Below are 17,046 nucleotides of genomic sequence, written 5' to 3'. Positions count from 1 at the left end.
TGCATCACACCGGCAGCGCGATCGAATACTTCACCTGGCTCAGCGCAAAGCTCGATTCGATCGAGGCGATGCCGTCGAGCCGGGTCAGCTTGGTCTTGAGGAAGGTCTCGTAGGAGGCGAGGTCTGCGGCGACGACGCGCAAGAGATAATCGCGGTTGCCGGTCATCAGATAGCATTCCAGCACCTCGTCCCATTTCGAGATCGCGCGCGCGAAGCGGTTGAGATCCTCTTCCTTCTGCCGTGCCAGCTTGATCGAGATGAAGACGCTGACATGTAGCCCCAGCGCCTTCTGGTCCACGGTCGCGACATAGCGCGAGATCACGCCGCGTTCCTCCAGCAGCTTGACCCGGCGATGGCAGGGCGAGACCGACAGGCCCACCTTGTCGGCGAGTTCCTGCATGGTCAGCCGGCTGTCGGCCTGGAGATGGCTCAGGATCTTGCGGTCGATGGCGTCGAGCTCGGGCATTGGGATGAAACCTGTCATGGGGGCGTTCCATTGGTAAAATATCCCAATATCGCGGGGTATGGCGCGAAAAATTGAGAAGTTTGGCCGCGCCTGCGGGCGTATCATCGCGCCACCTGTTTCCGGGAGCATTGCCATGCCCGTTGATCCCACCCGTCTGGACACATTGACCGCGCTGGCTCGCAAGGCGCTGTGGCTGTCGTCCTGGACCATCCACCACGCCAACCACATACGCCCGAGCGCGGACGGCCTTAAGGTCGGCGGCCATCAGGCCTCCTCGGCCTCGCTCGCCACCATCATGTCGGCGCTGTATTTCCATGTGTTGCGCCCCGAGGATCGCGTTGCGGTGAAGCCGCACGCGAGCCCGGTGTTCCATGCCATCCAATATCTGTTCGGCCGGCAGAGCCGCGAGAAGCTTGAGAATTTCCGCGGCTTCAAGGGCGCGCAATCCTATCCCTCGCGCACCAAGGACGTCGACGACGTCGACTTCTCCACCGGCTCGGTCGGGCTCGGCGTCGCCCAGACGCTGTTCGCCTCGCTGGTCCAGGACTACGTCAAGGCGCATGGCTGGATGAAGGATCGCCGCGAAGGGCGGATGATCGCGCTGGTCGGCGACGCCGAGATGGACGAGGGCAACATCTTTGAAGCGCTGGCGGAGGGCTGGAAGCACGGCCTGCGCAACACTTGGTGGGTGGTGGACTATAACCGCCAGTCGCTCGACGCCGTCGTGCGTGAGGGGCTCTGGGAAAAGTTCGAAACCATGTTCCGCAATTTCGGCTGGGATGTCGTCATCGTCAAATACGGCCGCCTGATGCGCGAGGCCTTCGCCGAACCCGGCGGCGAAGCGCTGAAGACGTGGATCGACAATTGCCCGAACGCGCTCTACGCCGCGCTGTGTTTTCAGGGCGGCGCGGCCTTCAGGAAGCATCTGCATGACGAGATCGGCGACCAGGGCCCGATCACCAGGCTGATCGACAGGCGCAGCGACGAGGAACTGCTGGCGCTGATGTCGAACCTTGGCGGCCACGACATGGCGAGCATGCTGGAGGCGTTCGAATCGATCGACCACGACCGCCCGGTCTGCTTCATCGCCTACACCATCAAGGGTGTCGGCCTGCCGTTCCAGGGCCATAAGGACAACCATGCCGGCCTGATGACCGTCGCGCAGATGGAGAAGTATCGCGACAGCCAGAACATCCGACCCGGCCACGAATGGGACAAGTACGAAGGCCTTGCGCAATCCGCCGCCGCGCTTGACGCGTTCCTCGCAAGCGTGCCGTTCAACCAGGACGGCCGCCGCCTCACTGCGCCTGTTATCGAGGTGCCCACGCAGCTCAGCTTCAAGCCGTCGCCGCAGATGTCGACCCAGCAGGGTTTCGGCCTCGTGCTGAACGAGATCGCCCGCGGTGACAGCGAACTGGCAAGGCGCATCGTCACGACCTCGCCCGACGTCACCGTCTCGACCAATCTCGGCCCCTGGGTCAATCGGCGCGGCCTGTTCGCCAGCGCCGAGAAGGCCGACTTATTCCGCAGCGAGAAAATTCCTTCCACCTACAATTGGGACGCTTCGCCCAAGGGCCAGCATCTCGAGCTCGGCATCGCCGAGATGAACCTGTTCATCATGCTGTCGGCGCTCGGTCTGTCGCACCAGATCAACGGAGAACGTCTGCTGCCGGTCGGCACGCTCTATGATCCCTTCATCGAGCGCGGGCTCGATGCGCTGAACTACGCCTGCTATCAGGATGCACGCTTTATGGTAGCGGCGACGCCGTCGGGCATCACGCTCGCGCCCGAAGGCGGCGCGCATCAATCGATCGCAATGCCCCTGATCGGCATGGCCCAGGACGGGCTCGCCTCGTTCGAGCCGGCCTTCGTCGACGAGCTTGCCGTGATCATGGGCTGGGGCTTCAACCACATGCAGCGCGATCCCGGCGAGGGCGGCTCGGTTTACTTGCGCCTCTCGACGCGCAGCATCGAGCAGGCGCAGCGGATCATGACACCTGAGCTGCAGCAGGGCATTAGCGACGGCGCCTATTGGCTGCGCAAGCCAGGCCCGAATGCCGAGGTCGTGATCGCCTATACCGGCGCGGTCGCGCCTGAAGCGATCGAGGCCACGGGCTTCATCGGCGAGAGCCGCCGCGACATCGGCCTGCTCGCGATCACCTCGGCGGACCGGCTGCATGCGGGGTGGACCGCCGCACGGAAATTGCGGCGCGATCGGCGTGGCGTGCAGCATCTCAGCCATATCGAAAAGCTGCTGACGCCGCTGCCGCGCGACTGCGGCATCGTGACCGTGATCGACGGCCATCCGTCCGCGCTCGGCTGGCTCGGCAGCGTCCGCGGCCACCGCGTCGAGGCGCTCGGCGTCGAGCAGTTCGGCCAGACCGGCAGCATCGCGGACCTTTATCGGCACTACGGCATCGATGCGAATGCGATCATCGATGCGGCCGAAAGCCTCACCACCGGCGCACCGGTGCTGCATCGGAAGATGGCGGTGTAATCGGGGTAACCACGCGCATGGGCCCCGGCTCTGCAGCGCATCACTGAAGAAGTGCTGCGCTGTGTCCGGGGCACGAGCGTGTTTGCAGTCGTTCCAAGTATCGTGTCCCGGACATGGCGCGACATATCCCGGCGGTGCAAAGCACTGTCCGGTATGTCGCGGCGCAGAGCCGGGACCCAGGCCGCTTGCCTCGCTTCAAATCGCGTCCCATATTCCGCCCGTCCGGCGCAACGCTGGCCCCGCATATGACGGGTTCAATTGCCCGCGCTTTCGTGCAAGGATGCCTGCCGAAACGCCCCCACCATGCCCCCAAGAAGAGGTTAACGATGGTCAATCGCATGCAATTCTACATCGACGGCGCCTGGGTCGATCCCGCCGTCAAGAAGTCCACCGCCGTGGTCAATCCGGCGACGGAAGAGGCGATGTACGAGGTTGCGCTGGGCTCCAAGGCCGACGTGGACAAGGCGGTTGCCGCCGCCAAGCGCGCCTTCGCGACCTTCTCCCAGACCAGCCGCGAGGAGCGCGTCGCGCTGTTCTCCAAGATCATCGAGATCTACAAGGGCCGGCTCAAGGAGATCGGCGCTGCCGTCTCCGACGAGATGGGTGCGCCGCTGCCGATGGCGGAGAAGCTGCAGGCCGGCGCCGGCCTTGGCCATCTCATGACCACGCTCGACGTGCTCAAGAACTATCATTTCGAAGAGCCGGTCGGCACCGCCATGGTGCTGCGCGAGCCGATCGGCGTGGTCGGCATGATCACGCCCTGGAACTGGCCGCTCAACCAGATCGCCTGCAAGGTCGCGCCCGCGCTCGCCGCCGGCTGCACCATGATCCTGAAGCCGTCGGAGTTCACCCCGACCTCGGCGCTGATCTTCGCGGAAATCCTCCATGAAGCCGGCGTCCCCAAGGGCGTGTTCAATCTCGTCAACGGCCTCGGCCCCGAGGTCGGCGCCGCCATGAGCGAGCACCCCGACATCGACATGATCTCCTTCACCGGCTCGACCCGCGCGGGCATCGACGTTGCGAAGCGCGCGGCGCCGACCGTGAAGCGCGTCAGCCAGGAGCTGGGCGGCAAGTCGCCGAACGTCATCCTCGAAGGCGCCGACCTCACGAAGGCGGTGACCGGCGGCGTGATGCACATGTTCAACAATTCCGGCCAGTCCTGCAACGCGCCTTCGCGCATGATCGTGCCGGCCTCGAAGATGAAGGAAGTCGCGGCGATCGCGAAGGCCGTCGCCGACAAGACCAAGGCCGGCGATCCCCGCGCCGAAGGCACCACCATCGGTCCCGTGGTCAACCGCGGCCAGTGGGACAAGATCCAGGGGCTGATCAAGAAGGGCATCGACGAGGGCGCAACGCTCGTCGCCGGCGGCCCGGGGCTGCCCGAAGGCGTCAACAAGGGCTTCTATGTCCGCCCGACCATCTTCGCCGACGTCACCCCTGACATGACGATCGCTCGCGAGGAGATTTTTGGGCCGGTGCTGACCATCATCGGCGCCAAGGACGAAGCCGACGCGGTCAAGATCGCGAACGACACGCCGTATGGCCTGGCCGGCTATGTCTACGGTCCTTCGGTCGAGGATGCCAAGCGCGTCGGTCGTCAGATCCGCGCCGGCAACGTCAACCTGCAAGGCGTGCCCAACGACCGCACCGCGCCGTTCGGCGGCTATAAGCAGTCCGGCAACGGCCGCGAGTGGGGCAAGTACGGCCTCGAGGACTTCCTCGAAGTGAAGGCCGTCGCTGGCTTCAACGCAGCGTAAGCTTTCGTCGCGCGAACGAACATGACGCCGGAGTGGGAAACCGCTCCGGCGTTTTTCGTTTTCGTCATTGCGAGGAGCCCTTGCGACGAAGCAATCCAGACTGCTTCCGCGGAGACAGTCTGGATTGTTTCGCTTCGCTCGAAATGACGGAGGAGAGATCGGTAGGGTGGGCAAAGGCGCGCTCTTCGCGCGACGTGCCCACCATTGCGCGACGAGCAGGAAGTGATGGGCACGCTTCGCTTTGCCCACCCGACGAGACCGTCGCGGTGCGCCTATCCCCCCAGCGCGCCTTGCGTGTTCACATACAGCGCGTAGATCGACTGGCTCGCGGCCATGAACAGGCGGTTGCGCTTGACGCCGCCGAAGCACACGTTGGCGCAGCGCTCGGGCAGGGCGATGCGGCCGATCATGACGCCGTCGGGCGCGAACACCACGACGCCGTCGAGCTCGGGATCGCCCATGCCCCAGCCGCACCAGAGGTTGCCATCGATGTCGCAGCGCATGCCGTCCGGCGTGCCCGGGCCGGCATCGATATGGACGCGCCTGTTGGAGATCGTCGTGCCGTCAGCCGAGACGTCGTAGGCGAGGATCTTGCGGTTCGGTTGCCCACGGGATTCCACGACGTAGAGGATCTTCTCGTCCGGCGAAAAGCATAGGCCGTTCGGCCCGAGCACGCCCTCGGCGACGATGGTCGCTTTGCCGGTTGCGGGATCGAGCCGGTAGACGTTCGGCTCGATTTCAGGCTCGGCCTTGTAGCCCTCATAATTGCCGAGCAGGCCGAAGGTCGGATCGGTGAACCAGATCGAGCCGTCCGATTTAACAACGACATCGTTCGGCGAGTTCAACCGCTTGCCATTGAATTGATCCATCAGCACGGTGATGCTGCCGTCATATTCGGTGCGCACCACGCGCCGTCCGCCGTGTTCGCAGGTGACGAGCCGGCCCTGCCGATCGCGCGTGTTGCCGTTGGCGAAATTGGAGGGTTTGCGGAACACGCTGACTGCGCCGGTCTCCTCCTCCCATTTGATGATGCGCTGGTTCGGGATGTCGCTGCACAGGAGATAGCGGCCGTCGCCGAACCACACCGGCCCTTCGGCCCAGCGCAGGCCGGTCGTGAGGCGCTCCACCGCCGACAGTTTCAGCCAGTATTTTTCGAAACGGGGATCGAGCGCGTGAATGGCCGGATCGGGGTAATAGGTAGCCGGCCGCCAGCCGGGCCGTTCCTGGGTGCGGGACGATGCCTCATTCATGTCGGTTCTCTCGTTTCGTTCCCTCTGGACAATGCTGCTATCATTAGAGACATGTGACCGCAAATCGGTCACCAACGGCGAGGGACAACATGCCGCGTATTTTGATGACGGGAGCTTCGGGCGGAATTGGCACCAGCCTGCGAAAACTGCTGCCGCCGATCTATCCGGATCTCCTGCTCTCCGACATCAAGCCGCCTGCCGATCTCGGCGCCAATGAGAAGTTTCGAGCGGCGGACCTTGCCGATCTCGCGCAATGCGAGGCGATCTGCGAGGGCGTCGACGGCATCATCCACTTCGGCGGCTATTCGGTCGAAGGCACTTGGGATCAAATCCTCCAGGCCAACATCATCGGCGGCTACAATCTGTTCGAAGCGGCCTACCGCAAGGGCGTCAAGCGCGTGGTGTTCGCCTCGTCGAACCACGCCGTCGGCTTCTATCCGCGCCACCACAAGATCGGCACCGACGTCACCCCGCGTCCCGACGGGCGCTACGGCGTCAGCAAGGTGTTCGGCGAGGCCGTCGGCGCGCTCTACGCCGACAAGCACGGGCTGAGGGTGACCTGCCTGCGCATCGGCAATTTCGGCGACATGCCGCTCGATCAGCGCCGGCTCTCGATCTGGCTCCGGCCCGACGATCTCGTGCAGCTCTGCCGCATAGGGCTCGAACATCCCGACATCCATTTCGAAATCTTCTACGGCGCCTCCCTCAACGAGCGCGCCTGGTGGGACAACCACCGTGCCTACGAATTCGGCTATCGCCCTATGGGCCGCGCCGAGGATTTCCGCGAGCACGCCATGGCCGAGCAGGCCAAACTGAAGCCGGATCCGGTCGGCGATTATTTCCAGGGCGGTGCGTTCTGCAGCATGGAGTTCGACGCCGACCCCAGCCGCGTCATCGATTGGAATAAGCGGTAAAGCGCTCAGCTGTTGCTGCGACGGAAGTGCGCTCCCGGGAGAGGGTTGGGGGTAAAGGGGGAGTCTCCGTCCGCTCCACGTCATTGCGAGCGCAGCGAAGCAATCCAGAAATCCTCCGCGAGACAGTCTGGATTGCTTCGTCGCAAATGCTCCTCGCAATGACGCGGTGAGGGAATGCCGCTGCCAGCGAGCATATGACTTGCGGAGGCGAAGGAACGTTCACTGGCTCTCGCCCTCACCAATGCGCGCCAGATAATCCCTCTTGCTGAACTGCATGTGATCCACGCACAGCTGCGCCAGCGCCCAGCTGTCGCGGCCCTTCAACAACTCGATCATCATCTCATGCTGGCGCCGCGATTGCGCGAGGCCCTCGCGGTCGGCGAGGTTCTTGGCGCGCATCGGCAGCGTCAGGTTCATGTAGTCCTGCAGCGAGCGGACCAGATAGGGGTTGCCGCAAGCGGAGAACAGCGCGAGGTGGAAGGCGTCGTTGGCTTCGTGGATGCCGCGCAGGTCTTGCGCGTCGGCTCTCGCGGAATATTGCCGTTGCAGGCCGGTCAGTTCGTCGATCAGGGCCTGCGGTGCCGGCAGAGCGATCATCAGCGCGGCCTGCCGGGTCAGCATCTCCCGGACCTCATAGATCTGCCGGACCTCCTCGGCGGAGTAGAACCGCACGGTGGCGCCGACGTTCTTCTCGCGGCGGACGATGCCGCGGCGCTCGGCGTCCACGAGCGCCTGACGCACGAAGTGGCGCGAGGTGCCATAGCGCGACATCAGCGCGTCCTCGGTGAGCCGTGCGCCCGGTGCGATGCGGCCGAAGATGATGTCCTCTTCCAGCCGCGCGACGACGTCGTCCGGATCGTCGCGCCGGACTGGCGTGCTGTCTGCGGTATGAATGTCGGACATGCCCTCGGCCTCCGGCTGCAGCCGGTCTGCCCTGTGGAGCAGGGAAGGGGCAGATTGTCAATAATTTGCGTCCCAAGCGGTGCCATGAGCCGGAAAGAGCGACAATATGGACCAATCTTATTGACAATCAGGGCTCAGGCTGTACCACAATGCCAACTTGAGGAGTGGCATGATGACGAGTGGTTTGCGCAAGGGTCTGACGAGCTATGGCGATGCCGGCTTCTCGCTGTTCCTGCGCAAGGCGTTCATCAAGGCCATGGGCTATTCCGACGACGCGCTGGAGCGCCCCATCGTCGGCATCACCAACACCTATAGCGACTACAATCCCTGCCACGGCAACGTCCCGCAGATTATCGAAGCCGCCAAGCGCGGCGTGATGCTGTCGGGGGCGATGCCGTTCGTATTCCCGACCATCTCGATCGCCGAGAGCTTTGCGCATCCGACCTCGATGTACTTGCGCAATCTGATGGCGATGGACACCGAGGAGATGATCCGCGCCCAGCCGATGGATTCGGTGATCGTGATCGGCGGCTGCGACAAGACGCTGCCGGCGCAGGTGATGGCCGCGATCAGCGCCGACCTTCCGACGGTGGTCATTCCGGTCGGCCCCATGGTGGTCGGCCATCACAAGGGTGAGGTGCTGGGCGCCTGCACCGACTGCCGCCGCCTCTGGGCGAAATATCGTGCTGGCGAGATGGACGATTCCGAGATCGAGGCGGTGAACGGGCGTCTGGCGCCGTCGGTCGGCACCTGCATGGTGATGGGCACGGCCTCGACCATGGCCTGCATGATCGAAGCCATGGGCCTGTCGTTGCCGATGAGCGCGACAATCCCGGCGCCCCATGCCGAGCGCTTCCGCCTGGCAGAGGCCAGCGGCAAGGTCGCCGCCGAGATGGCCAAGACCAAGGGGCCGAAGCCGAGCGAATTGCTGACGCCTGCTTCCTTCAAGAACGCGCAGGTGGTGCTTCAGGCCATCGGCGGTTCGACCAACGGCCTGATCCATCTGACCGCGATGGCGCATCGCTCGCCGCACCGGCTCGATCTCGAGGTCTTCGACCAGATCGGCCGAGAGGTGCCGGTGCTGGTCGATCTCAAACCGTCCGGCGAGCACTACATGGAGCATTTCCACCACGCCGGCGGGGTGCCGAAATTGCTGGCGCAGCTCGGCGACCTCGTCGATCTCGACGCCAAGACGATCAGCGGCCAGACGCTGCGCGAGATCGCGGCGAATGCCGAGGACGTGCCGGGGCAGGACGCGATCCGCTCGCGCGACAATCCAATCAAAAAGGAGGGCGGCCTCGCCGTCCTGCACGGCAATCTCGCGCCGCGCGGCGCCGTCATCAAGCAATCGGCGGCGAGCCCGAAGCTGTTGAAGCATACCGGGCGCGCGGTGGTGTTCGAATCGGTCGAGGACATGACCTTGCGGGTCGACGATCCCGATCTCGATGTCACTGCTGATGACGTGCTGGTGTTGCGCAATGCCGGCCCGAAGGGAGCGCCCGGCATGCCCGAGGCCGGCTATCTTCCGATCCCGAAGAAGCTCGCGCGCGGCGGCACCAAGGACATGGTGCGCATTTCGGATGCGCGGATGAGCGGCACTGCGTTCGGCACCATCGTGCTGCACATCACTCCGGAATCCGCCGTCGGCGGGCCGCTGGCACTGGTGCAGAACGGCGACATGATCAGCCTCGATGTGGCCAAGCGCAGCATCGAGCTGCAGGTCGATGCCGCCGAGCTCGATCGGCGCCGTGCTGCGCTGAAGCCCGCCTCAGCGCCGGAGGAAGCACGGCGCGGCTACGCCTGGCTGTTCAACGAGACCATCATGCAGGCCGACGAGGGCTGCGATTTCGATTTCATGCAGAGGACTGGGAAGACCGAGACAAGCTGATCGAATGACGAACGCTCAGACCGCTTAAAGCGGCGGGCGATAACACAGGGGGAAACGATGATTGCGCGATCCATGCCAAGAGTCTTGCATGGCTTGGCGGCCGCAGCCGCCATGCTTTTCGTCACCGGAGCCGGGGCACAGGAGGTGAAGCATTATCGCTTCGCCTACGACCAGCCGCGCAACACCGGCTATTCGATCGCGGGTGACCTGTTTGCCGAGAAGCTCAAGGAATTGAGCAAGGGCACCATGATCATCGATCAGTATCCCGGCGCGCAGCTCGGGCAGGAGCCGCAAGTGCTCCAGCTCGTGAAGGCCGGCGACGTTGAATTCTCGATCATCTCCTCCGCCAACACCGCGACGATCTCGCCGCAGGCTGGCGTAATGTCGTTGCACTATCTGTTCCGCGACGAGAATCACGTCGTCAAGGGGCTGGCCGATCCCCGCGTGTTCGAAGCGCTCAAGACCATGATCGACGAGACCACGCAGGGCCTGCATGTGATCGCGACGGGCTCGCAGGGCGTGCGTCATATGTATGCGAAGCGGGAAATCCACAATGTCGGCGACATCAAGGGCCTGAAGGTCCGCGTGCAGGCGACTGCAACCGAGGACACCATGTTCCCGGCCTATGGCGCCCAAACCGTGCACATGCCGTTCGGTAGCGTCTACACCAGCTTGCAGACCGGTGTCGTCGACGTCGCCGAGAACAGCATCAACGTCTATCTCGTCAACAAGCACTACGAAGTCGCGCCCGTCCTCAACATCACCGAGCACGAGGCCAACAACGCGCTGGTGTTCGTCTCCGACAAGCTCTGGCAGAGCCTCTCGGCCGAGCAGAAGGGGTGGGTGCAGACCGCGGCCAACGAGATCAGCACCAAGGAGCCGCAGAAGGCGTTCGATCTGGAGCGCAGCGCCGCCGAGAAGTTGAAGAAGATGGGCGTGAAGATCGTCGACAACGTCGACAAGAAGAGCTTTACGGCGGTCGCCGATCCCTATCTCGACAAGCTTGCCAAGGAGCTCGGCCCGCACGCCGAGAAGATCAAGGATTTGATCCGCTCGATTAATTAGGGTGCGCGCCGGACGACAGTGCGCTCCCTCTCCCGCTTGCGGGAGAGGGCAGGGGAGAGGGTGTCTCCGCAATGGGACAGCCCCCAAGAGAAAAGAGCCCTCACCCGCGCCTTCGGCGCGACCTCTCCCGCAAGCGGGAGAGGTGTAGCTACCCTGCAGCCAGGACGACGATAATGGCCATCGCCGACAAACTGCTCGTGCAACGCCAGCGCCATCTGAAATGGCGTTGGCTCGACTGGCTCGAGCTTGCGCTGATGACCCTCTGCGGTGTGCTGTGCTTCGGCTTCTCCCTGTCGGTCACCGCGGACATCGTCACCCGCACCATTGGCCATCCCTGGCTGTGGCTCCAGGAGGTGACATCGACGCTGTTCATCTACGCGATCTTCATCGGCACGGCCGCTGCGACGCGCCGCAACGACCACCTCTATCTCACCGCGATCTCCGAGGCGTTGCACGGCACCTCGCGGCTGATCGTCGAGGTGATCATCCGCTTCGTCGTGCTCGGCGTGGCCTTCTGCCTGATCCGGTATGGCTATCAGAATTATCTGCGCGGCTTCGGCAGCTTCCGCCTGCCGTCCGGCACGCCGATCGCCTCGCTCTATGCGATCATCCCGCTGTCGGGCGTGCTGATCGGTCTGTTCACCATCGAGCAGCTCGTCAACGGCCTGCGCAACGGCTTCGACCATCCCGAGCCCCCCGACGATGACGCTACGTCCGTCGTCACCGACGCGCAGGCGAGGGCGCAGCTATGAGCGCACCTGTTGTCCTGGCCTTGATGACGTTCTGCTTCCTGTTCTTCGGCTATCTCGGCGTGCCCGTGCCGTTCTCGCTGATGGCGGGTGTCTTCATCGGCGCGCTGCTGTCGGATGTCTCGCTCGCCGCGATCATCCAGAAGATCTTTGACGGCGTCGATTCCGAGGCGCTGCTGGCGATTCCGTTCTTCCTTCTGGTCGGCGAGCTCATGAGTTCGGCGAACGTCGTGGTGCGAATAGCCAATCTCTCGGTATCGCTGGTCGGACATATCAGGGGCGGGCTGTCGCAGGTCGTGGTCGTCTTCAGCATGTTCTTCTCGGAGATGTCGGGCTCGACCACCGCCGACGTCGCGGTGATGAGCCGCGCATTGGGTGGTCCGATGAAGCAGGAGGGTTACGAGCCCGCCTTCATCGCGGCCATCATTGCCTCGGCTTCGACGATTGCCGCTTTGGTGCCGCCGAGCATCACTGCCGTGGTCTACGGCGCCGTCGGCAACGTCTCGATCGCCGGCCTGTTCATGGCAGGCGTGGTGCCGGGCCTGATGATCGGCTTCGGACTGATGATCTATTGCTATTTCTTCGGCCCCTCGGGCCTGCGCAAGCCGCGAGCGCCGCTGCGGCAGGTGGTGTTCGCGGCGGGTGATGCCGCTCTGCCGCTGATGATCCCGGTGATCCTGCTCGGCGGCATCCTGACCGGCTGGTTCACCCCGACGGAAGCCGGCGTCGTCGCCGTGGCCTGGATCATCCTGGTCGTGATCCCCGCGCTCAATCGCGGGCATATCAGGAAGATCCCTTACGATTTCTGCCTCGCCGGCCTGATCTTCTCGCTGCCGCTGATCACCATCGGCGCCGCCAATGCCTTCGGCTGGATGCTCGCCTACTTGCGCGGCGCTACCTACATCGCCGAGTTGATCACGTCCATTGCCGGCAACGACCCGCATCTGATCATGCTGCTGATGGTGCTGCTCTTCACCGTGGTCGGCGACTTCATCGAGCCGGTGCCGACCATCATCATCTTCATGCCGCTGGTCAATGCGCTGACGGAAGCCGGCGAGATCAACGCCGTGCATATGGGCGTGGTGTTGATCGCAACGCTCGCCTTCGGCCTGATCACGCCGCCCTATGGCCTGGTACTGCTGATGGGCTCGAAATTCGTCGGCGTCAGCTTTGCCAAGGCATTGCGCGCAGCATTGCCGATCTATGTCGTGTTCCTGGCGACGATCGCGTTCGCGATCTATTTCCCGAGCGTGGTACTGTGGCTGCCGCGGCACGTGCTTCCCGAATCGGTCGGCTGCTTCAAGTCGCCGGCGGGCACGGGGTATATCTGTCCGCAGTAACTGAGCGCTACTTGCCCTTGCTGGTGAACTTCTTCACGGCGGTGCGGAAGTCTTCCGTGTTCATCGCCATGATGATCTTGTGTTCCTCGGCATCGAGCTGCTGCTTCACCGGCGTGGTCGCGGCCTGATAGACCAGCTGCTTGGTGCCGGCGATCGCCGCCGGCGGGTTCTGCGAAAGACGCTCGGCGAGTTTTCGCGTGGCGGCCTTCAATTCCGCGGCGGGAACGACCTTCGCGACCAGGCCCCATTCATGGGCCTGCTGCGCGGTAAAATTGTCCTCGGCGAGAAAGATCTGCAGCGCACGGCGCGAGCCGACCGTGCCGACGATGCCGACCGTCGAGCCGCCATCCGGCGACACCCCGATCTTGGCATAGGCCGGGGTGAACTTGGCATCGTCAGCGGCGATGCAGAGATCGGTGACGAAGGCGAGGCCCATGCCGGCACCGGCGGCCGAGCCATGCACGCTCGACAACGAGATTTTTGGCATGCGCCTGATGATCTCGATGAAGGCATGATAGTGCTTCAAAAGCTCGCCGACGACCGGTGTTACGGTGCCTGCTTCGGCGGCCGCCCCAATCGTCTGCAGATCGCCGCCGGCCGAGAAGGCGCGGCCTTCGCCTTCGATCACCAGGACCTTGATGGCGTCGTCGCCTTCGATGGTGGCCGCGAGCTGCTCGAGCTTCTGCGCGATCGCGAGGTTGATCGAGTTGAACGCGGCGGGGCGGTTGAGCGTAATGGTCGCGATCGGGCCGTCGATCCCCAGCAAAGCGGGATCGTCGGACTTTGAGACGGGTGCTGGCATTCTGGATATCCCCGGCATGTGGTGGCTAGTAGCGACTAAATCGCAGAAGGCGCGGGGAGACAATCCCCGCGCTGCGCCCTTGCACTGGGCGGACCGATAGGCTCAAATGGGCAGGCCTTTGCCAAGGGACGGACACGAGCGCCGGCTCCTCGTAAGGTCAGCAACCAAAATCAGCGAGAGAGGAGACGGCATGGGTCACGCTCGTGTCTTCCGGAAATGGGCTGTCCAATGAGTGACGGTCCGGTGATCATCGTCGGTGCCGGCCATGGCGGCTACCAGGTCGCGGCGTCGCTGCGCCAGGCCGGCTTTTCGCAGCGCATCTGCCTCATCAACGACGAGGCGCATCTGCCTTATCAGCGGCCGCCGCTGTCCAAGGCTTACATCAAGGGCTCGGCCGGCCCTGAAAGCCTGATGTTCCGCCCCGAAAAATTCTACCAGGATCAGAAGATCGAGCTGATCGCGGGCCGCGCGGTATCGATCGACCGCTCGGGGCGCAAGGTGCAGCTCGCGTCCGGCGAAACGCTTGCCTACGGCCATCTCGTGCTGGCGACGGGCGCGCGCAACCGGCTGCTCGACCTGCCCAACGCCAATCTGCCTGACGTGAAATACTTGCGCATCCTCGACGAGAGCGAAGCGCTGCGCCAGATCATGCCGTCGAAGACGCGCGCCGTGATCATCGGCGCCGGCTTCATTGGCCTCGAATTCGCCGCAACCGCCCGGATCAAGGGCCTCGAGGTCGACGTGCTCGAGCTTGCCCCGCGCGTGATGGCGCGTGCGGTGACGGCGGAGGTCTCGGAATATTTCCAGGCGCGGCATCGCGAGGCCGGCATTCGCATCCATCTCGGCGTGCAGGCGACCTCGATCGAGGCTGAAGGCGGCAAGGTCACCGGCGTGTCCTTGAGCGACGGACGGCATCTGCCCGCCGACCTCGTCGTGGTCGGCGTCGGCGTGCTGCCGAACATCGAGCTCGCAGCGGAGGCGGGGCTGCCGGTCGCCGCCGGCATCATTGTCGACGAATATCTTGCGACGGCCGACCCTGACATCTCTGCGATCGGCGATTGCGCGCTGTTCGCCAGCCCACGCTTCGGCGGATCGCTGCGGCTGGAATCGGTGCAGAACGCGACCGATCACGCCCGCTGCCTTGCGGCGCGGCTGACCGGCGACAAAAAGCCTTATGACGGCCATCCCTGGTTCTGGAGCGACCAGGGCGACGACAAGCTCCAGATCGCAGGGCTGACCACGGGCTACGACCGCGTCGTGCTCCGCGGCGATCCCGCCAAAAAGGCGTTCTCGGCGTTCTGCTATCACGGCGACAAGCTGCTCGGAATCGAATCGATCAACCGCGCGGGCGATCACATGTTCGGCCGCCGCTTGCAGGGCATGGACCGCTCGATCACGCCGGAGCAGGCCGCGGACGAAAGCTTTGACCTGAAGAGCGCGCTGGCCTGATCAGCCGGCGCCGAGAACAGCTTTAACTTCCGCGGCCGTCGGCATCGACGGCCCCGCGCCCATCCGCTGCACGCTGATCGAGGCGGCGGCGTTGGCGAAGGCGAGGGCGGTGCGCAAAGCCGCACCGTCAGCGAGCTCTGCGGCAAGTGCGCCGACGAAGCAGTCGCCGGCACCAGTGGTGTCGACTGCCTTCACCGCGCGTCCCTGCACCAAAATCTCCTCGCGCCCGGCGAGTGCGAGCACGCCGCGCTTGCCGAGCGTCACGCAGATGGTCTGATCCTCGCGCACTTGAATTTTTCGCGCGGTGTCGACGATCTTTGCGGTCTCGTCGCTGTCAGACAGGTCCACGCCGGCGAGGAAGCCGAGCTCGGTCTCGTTCAGCACGAGGATGTCGACCAGCGCCAGCAGCTCATCGGGCATCTTTTGTGCCGGCGCCGGGTTGAGCAGCGTCGTGGCTCCGGCGGCACGGCCGCGCCGGAAGAACGCGGCAATTGCCGGCAGCGGGATCTCGAACTGGCTGACGGCGACGTCGCCGGCCAGCAGCGGCACGACCTCGACGTCATCCGCGCCGACCAGCCCGTTCGCCCCGGGAATGACGACGATGGTGTTGTCGGCCTCCGCCACCGTGATGATGGCCGTGCCAGTGTGCGCCTCCGCCGTCTCCGCGACATAGCCGAGATCGATGCCTTGGTCGCCGAGGAACGTCCTCAACTCGGCCCCGAACGAATCCTTCCCCAGCCGCCCGATCAGCGTGGTCCGCGCGCCGAGCCGCGACGCCGCGACCGCCTGGTTCGCGCCCTTGCCGCCCGGAAAATACAGCACCTGCCGGCCCGCGACGGTCTCGCCGACGCGTGGATGGCGATCGGCCGTCGCCACCACGTCCATGTTGATGCTGCCGGCGACGAAGACCCGCCCCATCTGGATCTAGACCCTGACCTCGAACTCGTGCCTGACCTTGGCGATGTCGACCAGCGTCGGCAGGCCGGCCTCGTTGCCGAGGCGCTGGATCTTGAAGGTCGAGGCGGCCCTCGCGAAATCAAAATGCTCGCGCCAGCTTTTGCCGGGATGAGCGAGATAGGAATAGATATAGGCGCCGTGGAAGACGTCGCCGGCGCCATTGGTGTCGATCACGCGCTCGCGCGGGATCGGCATCGCCGGCATCACCTGCACCGTCCCGGTTTCGTCGTACCAGAAGAGGCCCTTCTCGCCCATGGTGACGCCGCCGATCTTGCAGCCGCGGCTCTTGAGGTAGTCGAGCATCTTCTCGGGCGTCAGGTCCATCTGCTCGCACAGGCGCTCTGCGACGATCGCGACGTCGATGAATTCCAGGAGCTCATGGGTGTTGGTGCGCAGGCCGCCGCCGTCGAGCGAGGTCAGGATGCCGGCCTCGCGGCACACCTTGGCGTAGTGCATCGCGGCATCCGGCTGGTGGCCGTCGACATGCAGCGCGCGGCAGCCGCCGAGATTGAGCATCGGAAAGGGATGGATGTGCTCGTCGTCGCGGCAGCGGACGATGGCGCGCTTGCCGTCCTTCGGCATGATGAAGGAGAGCGAGGACTGGTTGACCTTCCGCCCGTGCAGCGAGATCGCGTATTTCGCACACATGTCCTGGAACATGCGGCCCAGCCAGTCATTGGCCGCGGTGGCGATGAGATCCGGCACGATGCCGAGCTTGGCGCAGCAGAACGCCGCCGTCACCGCGTTGCCGCCGAAGGAGACGGCATAGTCCGAGGCCACGTGCTTTTCGTCGCCGGTCGGCATGTGGTCGGTGATGAAGACGACGTCGATATAGGTCTGTCCGATGAAGAGAGCCTGCATTGCTTGTCCGTCATGCGCTTAGTGGTCCCGGCCGGTGGGCTTACTGTAACACCGGTTCCGCTCCGGCGGGACGCTGAAATTATTCGCAAAACTGCCGCCCGAAGCGCTTGAGGTCAGCATGGTCAGGGAATACGACCATCACCGGGCA

The 17,046-nt window shown here is 64.4% G+C and carries 14 protein-coding genes; 8 read left to right on the top strand and 6 right to left on the bottom strand.

The window, feature by feature from the left end; genetic code table 11:
- Positions 1–4 precede the first annotated feature (4 nt).
- Positions 5–466: an Lrp/AsnC family transcriptional regulator gene (locus UNPA324_RS14270; protein ID WP_097659511.1), complete on the bottom strand. Its 462-nt coding sequence runs from the start codon at positions 464–466 to the stop codon at positions 5–7.
- 133 nt (positions 467–599) lie between these two features.
- On the opposite strand from UNPA324_RS14270, the gene UNPA324_RS14265 reads away from it, so the two are divergent.
- Together UNPA324_RS14265 and UNPA324_RS14260 are read left to right on the top strand one after the other, a co-directional pair.
- On the top strand, positions 600–2,963 hold the full coding sequence (locus UNPA324_RS14265) for a thiamine pyrophosphate-binding protein (RefSeq protein WP_141934947.1): 2,364 nt from the start codon (positions 600–602) through the stop codon (positions 2,961–2,963).
- Positions 2,964–3,289: 326 nt separating this feature from the next.
- Entirely contained in the window at positions 3,290–4,720 is a 1,431-nt protein-coding gene (locus tag UNPA324_RS14260) for an aldehyde dehydrogenase family protein (RefSeq protein ID WP_128916924.1), read from the top strand.
- A 272-nt stretch (positions 4,721–4,992) separates the two neighbouring features.
- Here the strand turns inward: UNPA324_RS14260 and UNPA324_RS14255 are convergent, their stop codons facing one another.
- On the bottom strand, positions 4,993–5,970 hold the full coding sequence (locus UNPA324_RS14255) for an SMP-30/gluconolactonase/LRE family protein (RefSeq protein WP_141934946.1): 978 nt from the start codon (positions 5,968–5,970) through the stop codon (positions 4,993–4,995).
- A gap of 89 nt (positions 5,971–6,059) precedes the next feature.
- Here UNPA324_RS14255 and UNPA324_RS14250 point away from each other — a divergent pair, with 89 nt between their 5' ends.
- The gene (locus tag UNPA324_RS14250; RefSeq protein ID WP_141934945.1) at positions 6,060–6,884 is read left to right on the top strand and encodes an NAD-dependent epimerase/dehydratase family protein; all 825 of its coding nucleotides are present in this window, start codon (positions 6,060–6,062) and stop codon (positions 6,882–6,884) included.
- A gap of 219 nt (positions 6,885–7,103) precedes the next feature.
- Here UNPA324_RS14250 and UNPA324_RS14245 read toward each other — a convergent pair whose 3' ends face one another.
- Positions 7,104–7,787: a GntR family transcriptional regulator gene (locus UNPA324_RS14245; protein WP_128916927.1), complete on the bottom strand. Its 684-nt coding sequence runs from the start codon at positions 7,785–7,787 to the stop codon at positions 7,104–7,106.
- Positions 7,788–7,959: 172 nt separating this feature from the next.
- Here UNPA324_RS14245 and UNPA324_RS14240 point away from each other — a divergent pair, with 172 nt between their 5' ends.
- From UNPA324_RS14240 to UNPA324_RS14225, 4 genes are all read left to right on the top strand, one after another.
- Positions 7,960–9,675: an IlvD/Edd family dehydratase gene (locus UNPA324_RS14240; RefSeq protein WP_164935915.1), complete on the top strand. Its 1,716-nt coding sequence runs from the start codon at positions 7,960–7,962 to the stop codon at positions 9,673–9,675.
- 57 nt (positions 9,676–9,732) lie between these two features.
- Positions 9,733–10,740 (top strand): TRAP transporter substrate-binding protein, encoded by a 1,008-nt coding sequence (locus tag UNPA324_RS14235; RefSeq protein WP_128916928.1) that lies wholly within the window; start codon positions 9,733–9,735, stop codon positions 10,738–10,740.
- 173 nt (positions 10,741–10,913) lie between these two features.
- A complete protein-coding gene (locus tag UNPA324_RS14230; protein WP_128916929.1) occupies positions 10,914–11,492 on the top strand; it encodes a TRAP transporter small permease in 579 nt (192 codons plus the stop codon).
- Positions 11,489–12,829 (top strand): TRAP transporter large permease, encoded by a 1,341-nt coding sequence (locus UNPA324_RS14225; protein WP_128916930.1) that lies wholly within the window; start codon positions 11,489–11,491, stop codon positions 12,827–12,829. Before UNPA324_RS14230 ends, UNPA324_RS14225 begins: the two co-directional genes overlap by 4 nt.
- 7 nt (positions 12,830–12,836) lie before the next feature.
- On the opposite strand, the gene UNPA324_RS14220 is transcribed toward UNPA324_RS14225, so the two are convergent.
- A complete protein-coding gene (locus tag UNPA324_RS14220; protein ID WP_128916931.1) occupies positions 12,837–13,631 on the bottom strand; it encodes an enoyl-CoA hydratase/isomerase family protein in 795 nt (264 codons plus the stop codon).
- Positions 13,632–13,859: 228 nt separating this feature from the next.
- On the opposite strand from UNPA324_RS14220, the gene UNPA324_RS14215 reads away from it, so the two are divergent.
- Positions 13,860–15,080: an NAD(P)/FAD-dependent oxidoreductase gene (locus UNPA324_RS14215; protein ID WP_128916932.1), complete on the top strand. Its 1,221-nt coding sequence runs from the start codon at positions 13,860–13,862 to the stop codon at positions 15,078–15,080.
- On the opposite strand, the gene UNPA324_RS14210 is transcribed toward UNPA324_RS14215, so the two are convergent.
- Positions 15,081–15,998, bottom strand: coding sequence for a ribokinase (locus UNPA324_RS14210; protein WP_128916933.1), 918 nt, complete (start codon positions 15,996–15,998; stop codon positions 15,081–15,083).
- A 6-nt stretch (positions 15,999–16,004) separates the two neighbouring features.
- On the bottom strand, positions 16,005–16,898 hold the full coding sequence (locus UNPA324_RS14205; RefSeq protein ID WP_128916934.1) for a sugar kinase: 894 nt from the start codon (positions 16,896–16,898) through the stop codon (positions 16,005–16,007).
- Between the last annotated feature and the right edge of the window lie 148 nt (positions 16,899–17,046).

The organism is Bradyrhizobium sp. UNPA324, assembly GCF_006658635.1.
In the GTDB taxonomy this organism is placed as follows: domain Bacteria; phylum Pseudomonadota; class Alphaproteobacteria; order Rhizobiales; family Xanthobacteraceae; genus Bradyrhizobium; species Bradyrhizobium nanningense.
This window is presented reverse-complemented; position numbering and strand designations above follow the sequence as displayed.

What these genes read in the sequence shown, in the direction of transcription:
- UNPA324_RS14255 (WP_141934946.1), bottom strand. Translation starts at nt 5,970, where the DNA reads ATGAATGAGGCATCGTCCCGCACCCAGGAACGGCCCGGCTGGCGGCCG.
- UNPA324_RS14220 (WP_128916931.1), bottom strand. Translation starts at nt 13,631, where the DNA reads ATGCCAGCACCCGTCTCAAAGTCCGACGATCCCGCTTTGCTGGGGATC.
- UNPA324_RS14265 (WP_141934947.1), top strand. Translation starts at nt 600, where the DNA reads ATGCCCGTTGATCCCACCCGTCTGGACACATTGACCGCGCTGGCTCGC.
- UNPA324_RS14210 (WP_128916933.1), bottom strand. Translation starts at nt 15,998, where the DNA reads ATGGGGCGGGTCTTCGTCGCCGGCAGCATCAACATGGACGTGGTGGCG.
- UNPA324_RS14240 (WP_164935915.1), top strand. Translation starts at nt 7,960, where the DNA reads ATGACGAGTGGTTTGCGCAAGGGTCTGACGAGCTATGGCGATGCCGGC.
- UNPA324_RS14250 (WP_141934945.1), top strand. Translation starts at nt 6,060, where the DNA reads ATGCCGCGTATTTTGATGACGGGAGCTTCGGGCGGAATTGGCACCAGC.
- UNPA324_RS14225 (WP_128916930.1), top strand. Translation starts at nt 11,489, where the DNA reads ATGAGCGCACCTGTTGTCCTGGCCTTGATGACGTTCTGCTTCCTGTTC.
- UNPA324_RS14270 (WP_097659511.1), bottom strand. Translation starts at nt 466, where the DNA reads ATGCCCGAGCTCGACGCCATCGACCGCAAGATCCTGAGCCATCTCCAG.
- UNPA324_RS14235 (WP_128916928.1), top strand. Translation starts at nt 9,733, where the DNA reads ATGATTGCGCGATCCATGCCAAGAGTCTTGCATGGCTTGGCGGCCGCA.
- UNPA324_RS14205 (WP_128916934.1), bottom strand. Translation starts at nt 16,898, where the DNA reads ATGCAGGCTCTCTTCATCGGACAGACCTATATCGACGTCGTCTTCATC.
- UNPA324_RS14260 (WP_128916924.1), top strand. Translation starts at nt 3,290, where the DNA reads ATGGTCAATCGCATGCAATTCTACATCGACGGCGCCTGGGTCGATCCC.
- UNPA324_RS14230 (WP_128916929.1), top strand. Translation starts at nt 10,914, where the DNA reads ATGGCCATCGCCGACAAACTGCTCGTGCAACGCCAGCGCCATCTGAAA.
- UNPA324_RS14215 (WP_128916932.1), top strand. Translation starts at nt 13,860, where the DNA reads ATGAGTGACGGTCCGGTGATCATCGTCGGTGCCGGCCATGGCGGCTAC.
- UNPA324_RS14245 (WP_128916927.1), bottom strand. Translation starts at nt 7,787, where the DNA reads ATGTCCGACATTCATACCGCAGACAGCACGCCAGTCCGGCGCGACGAT.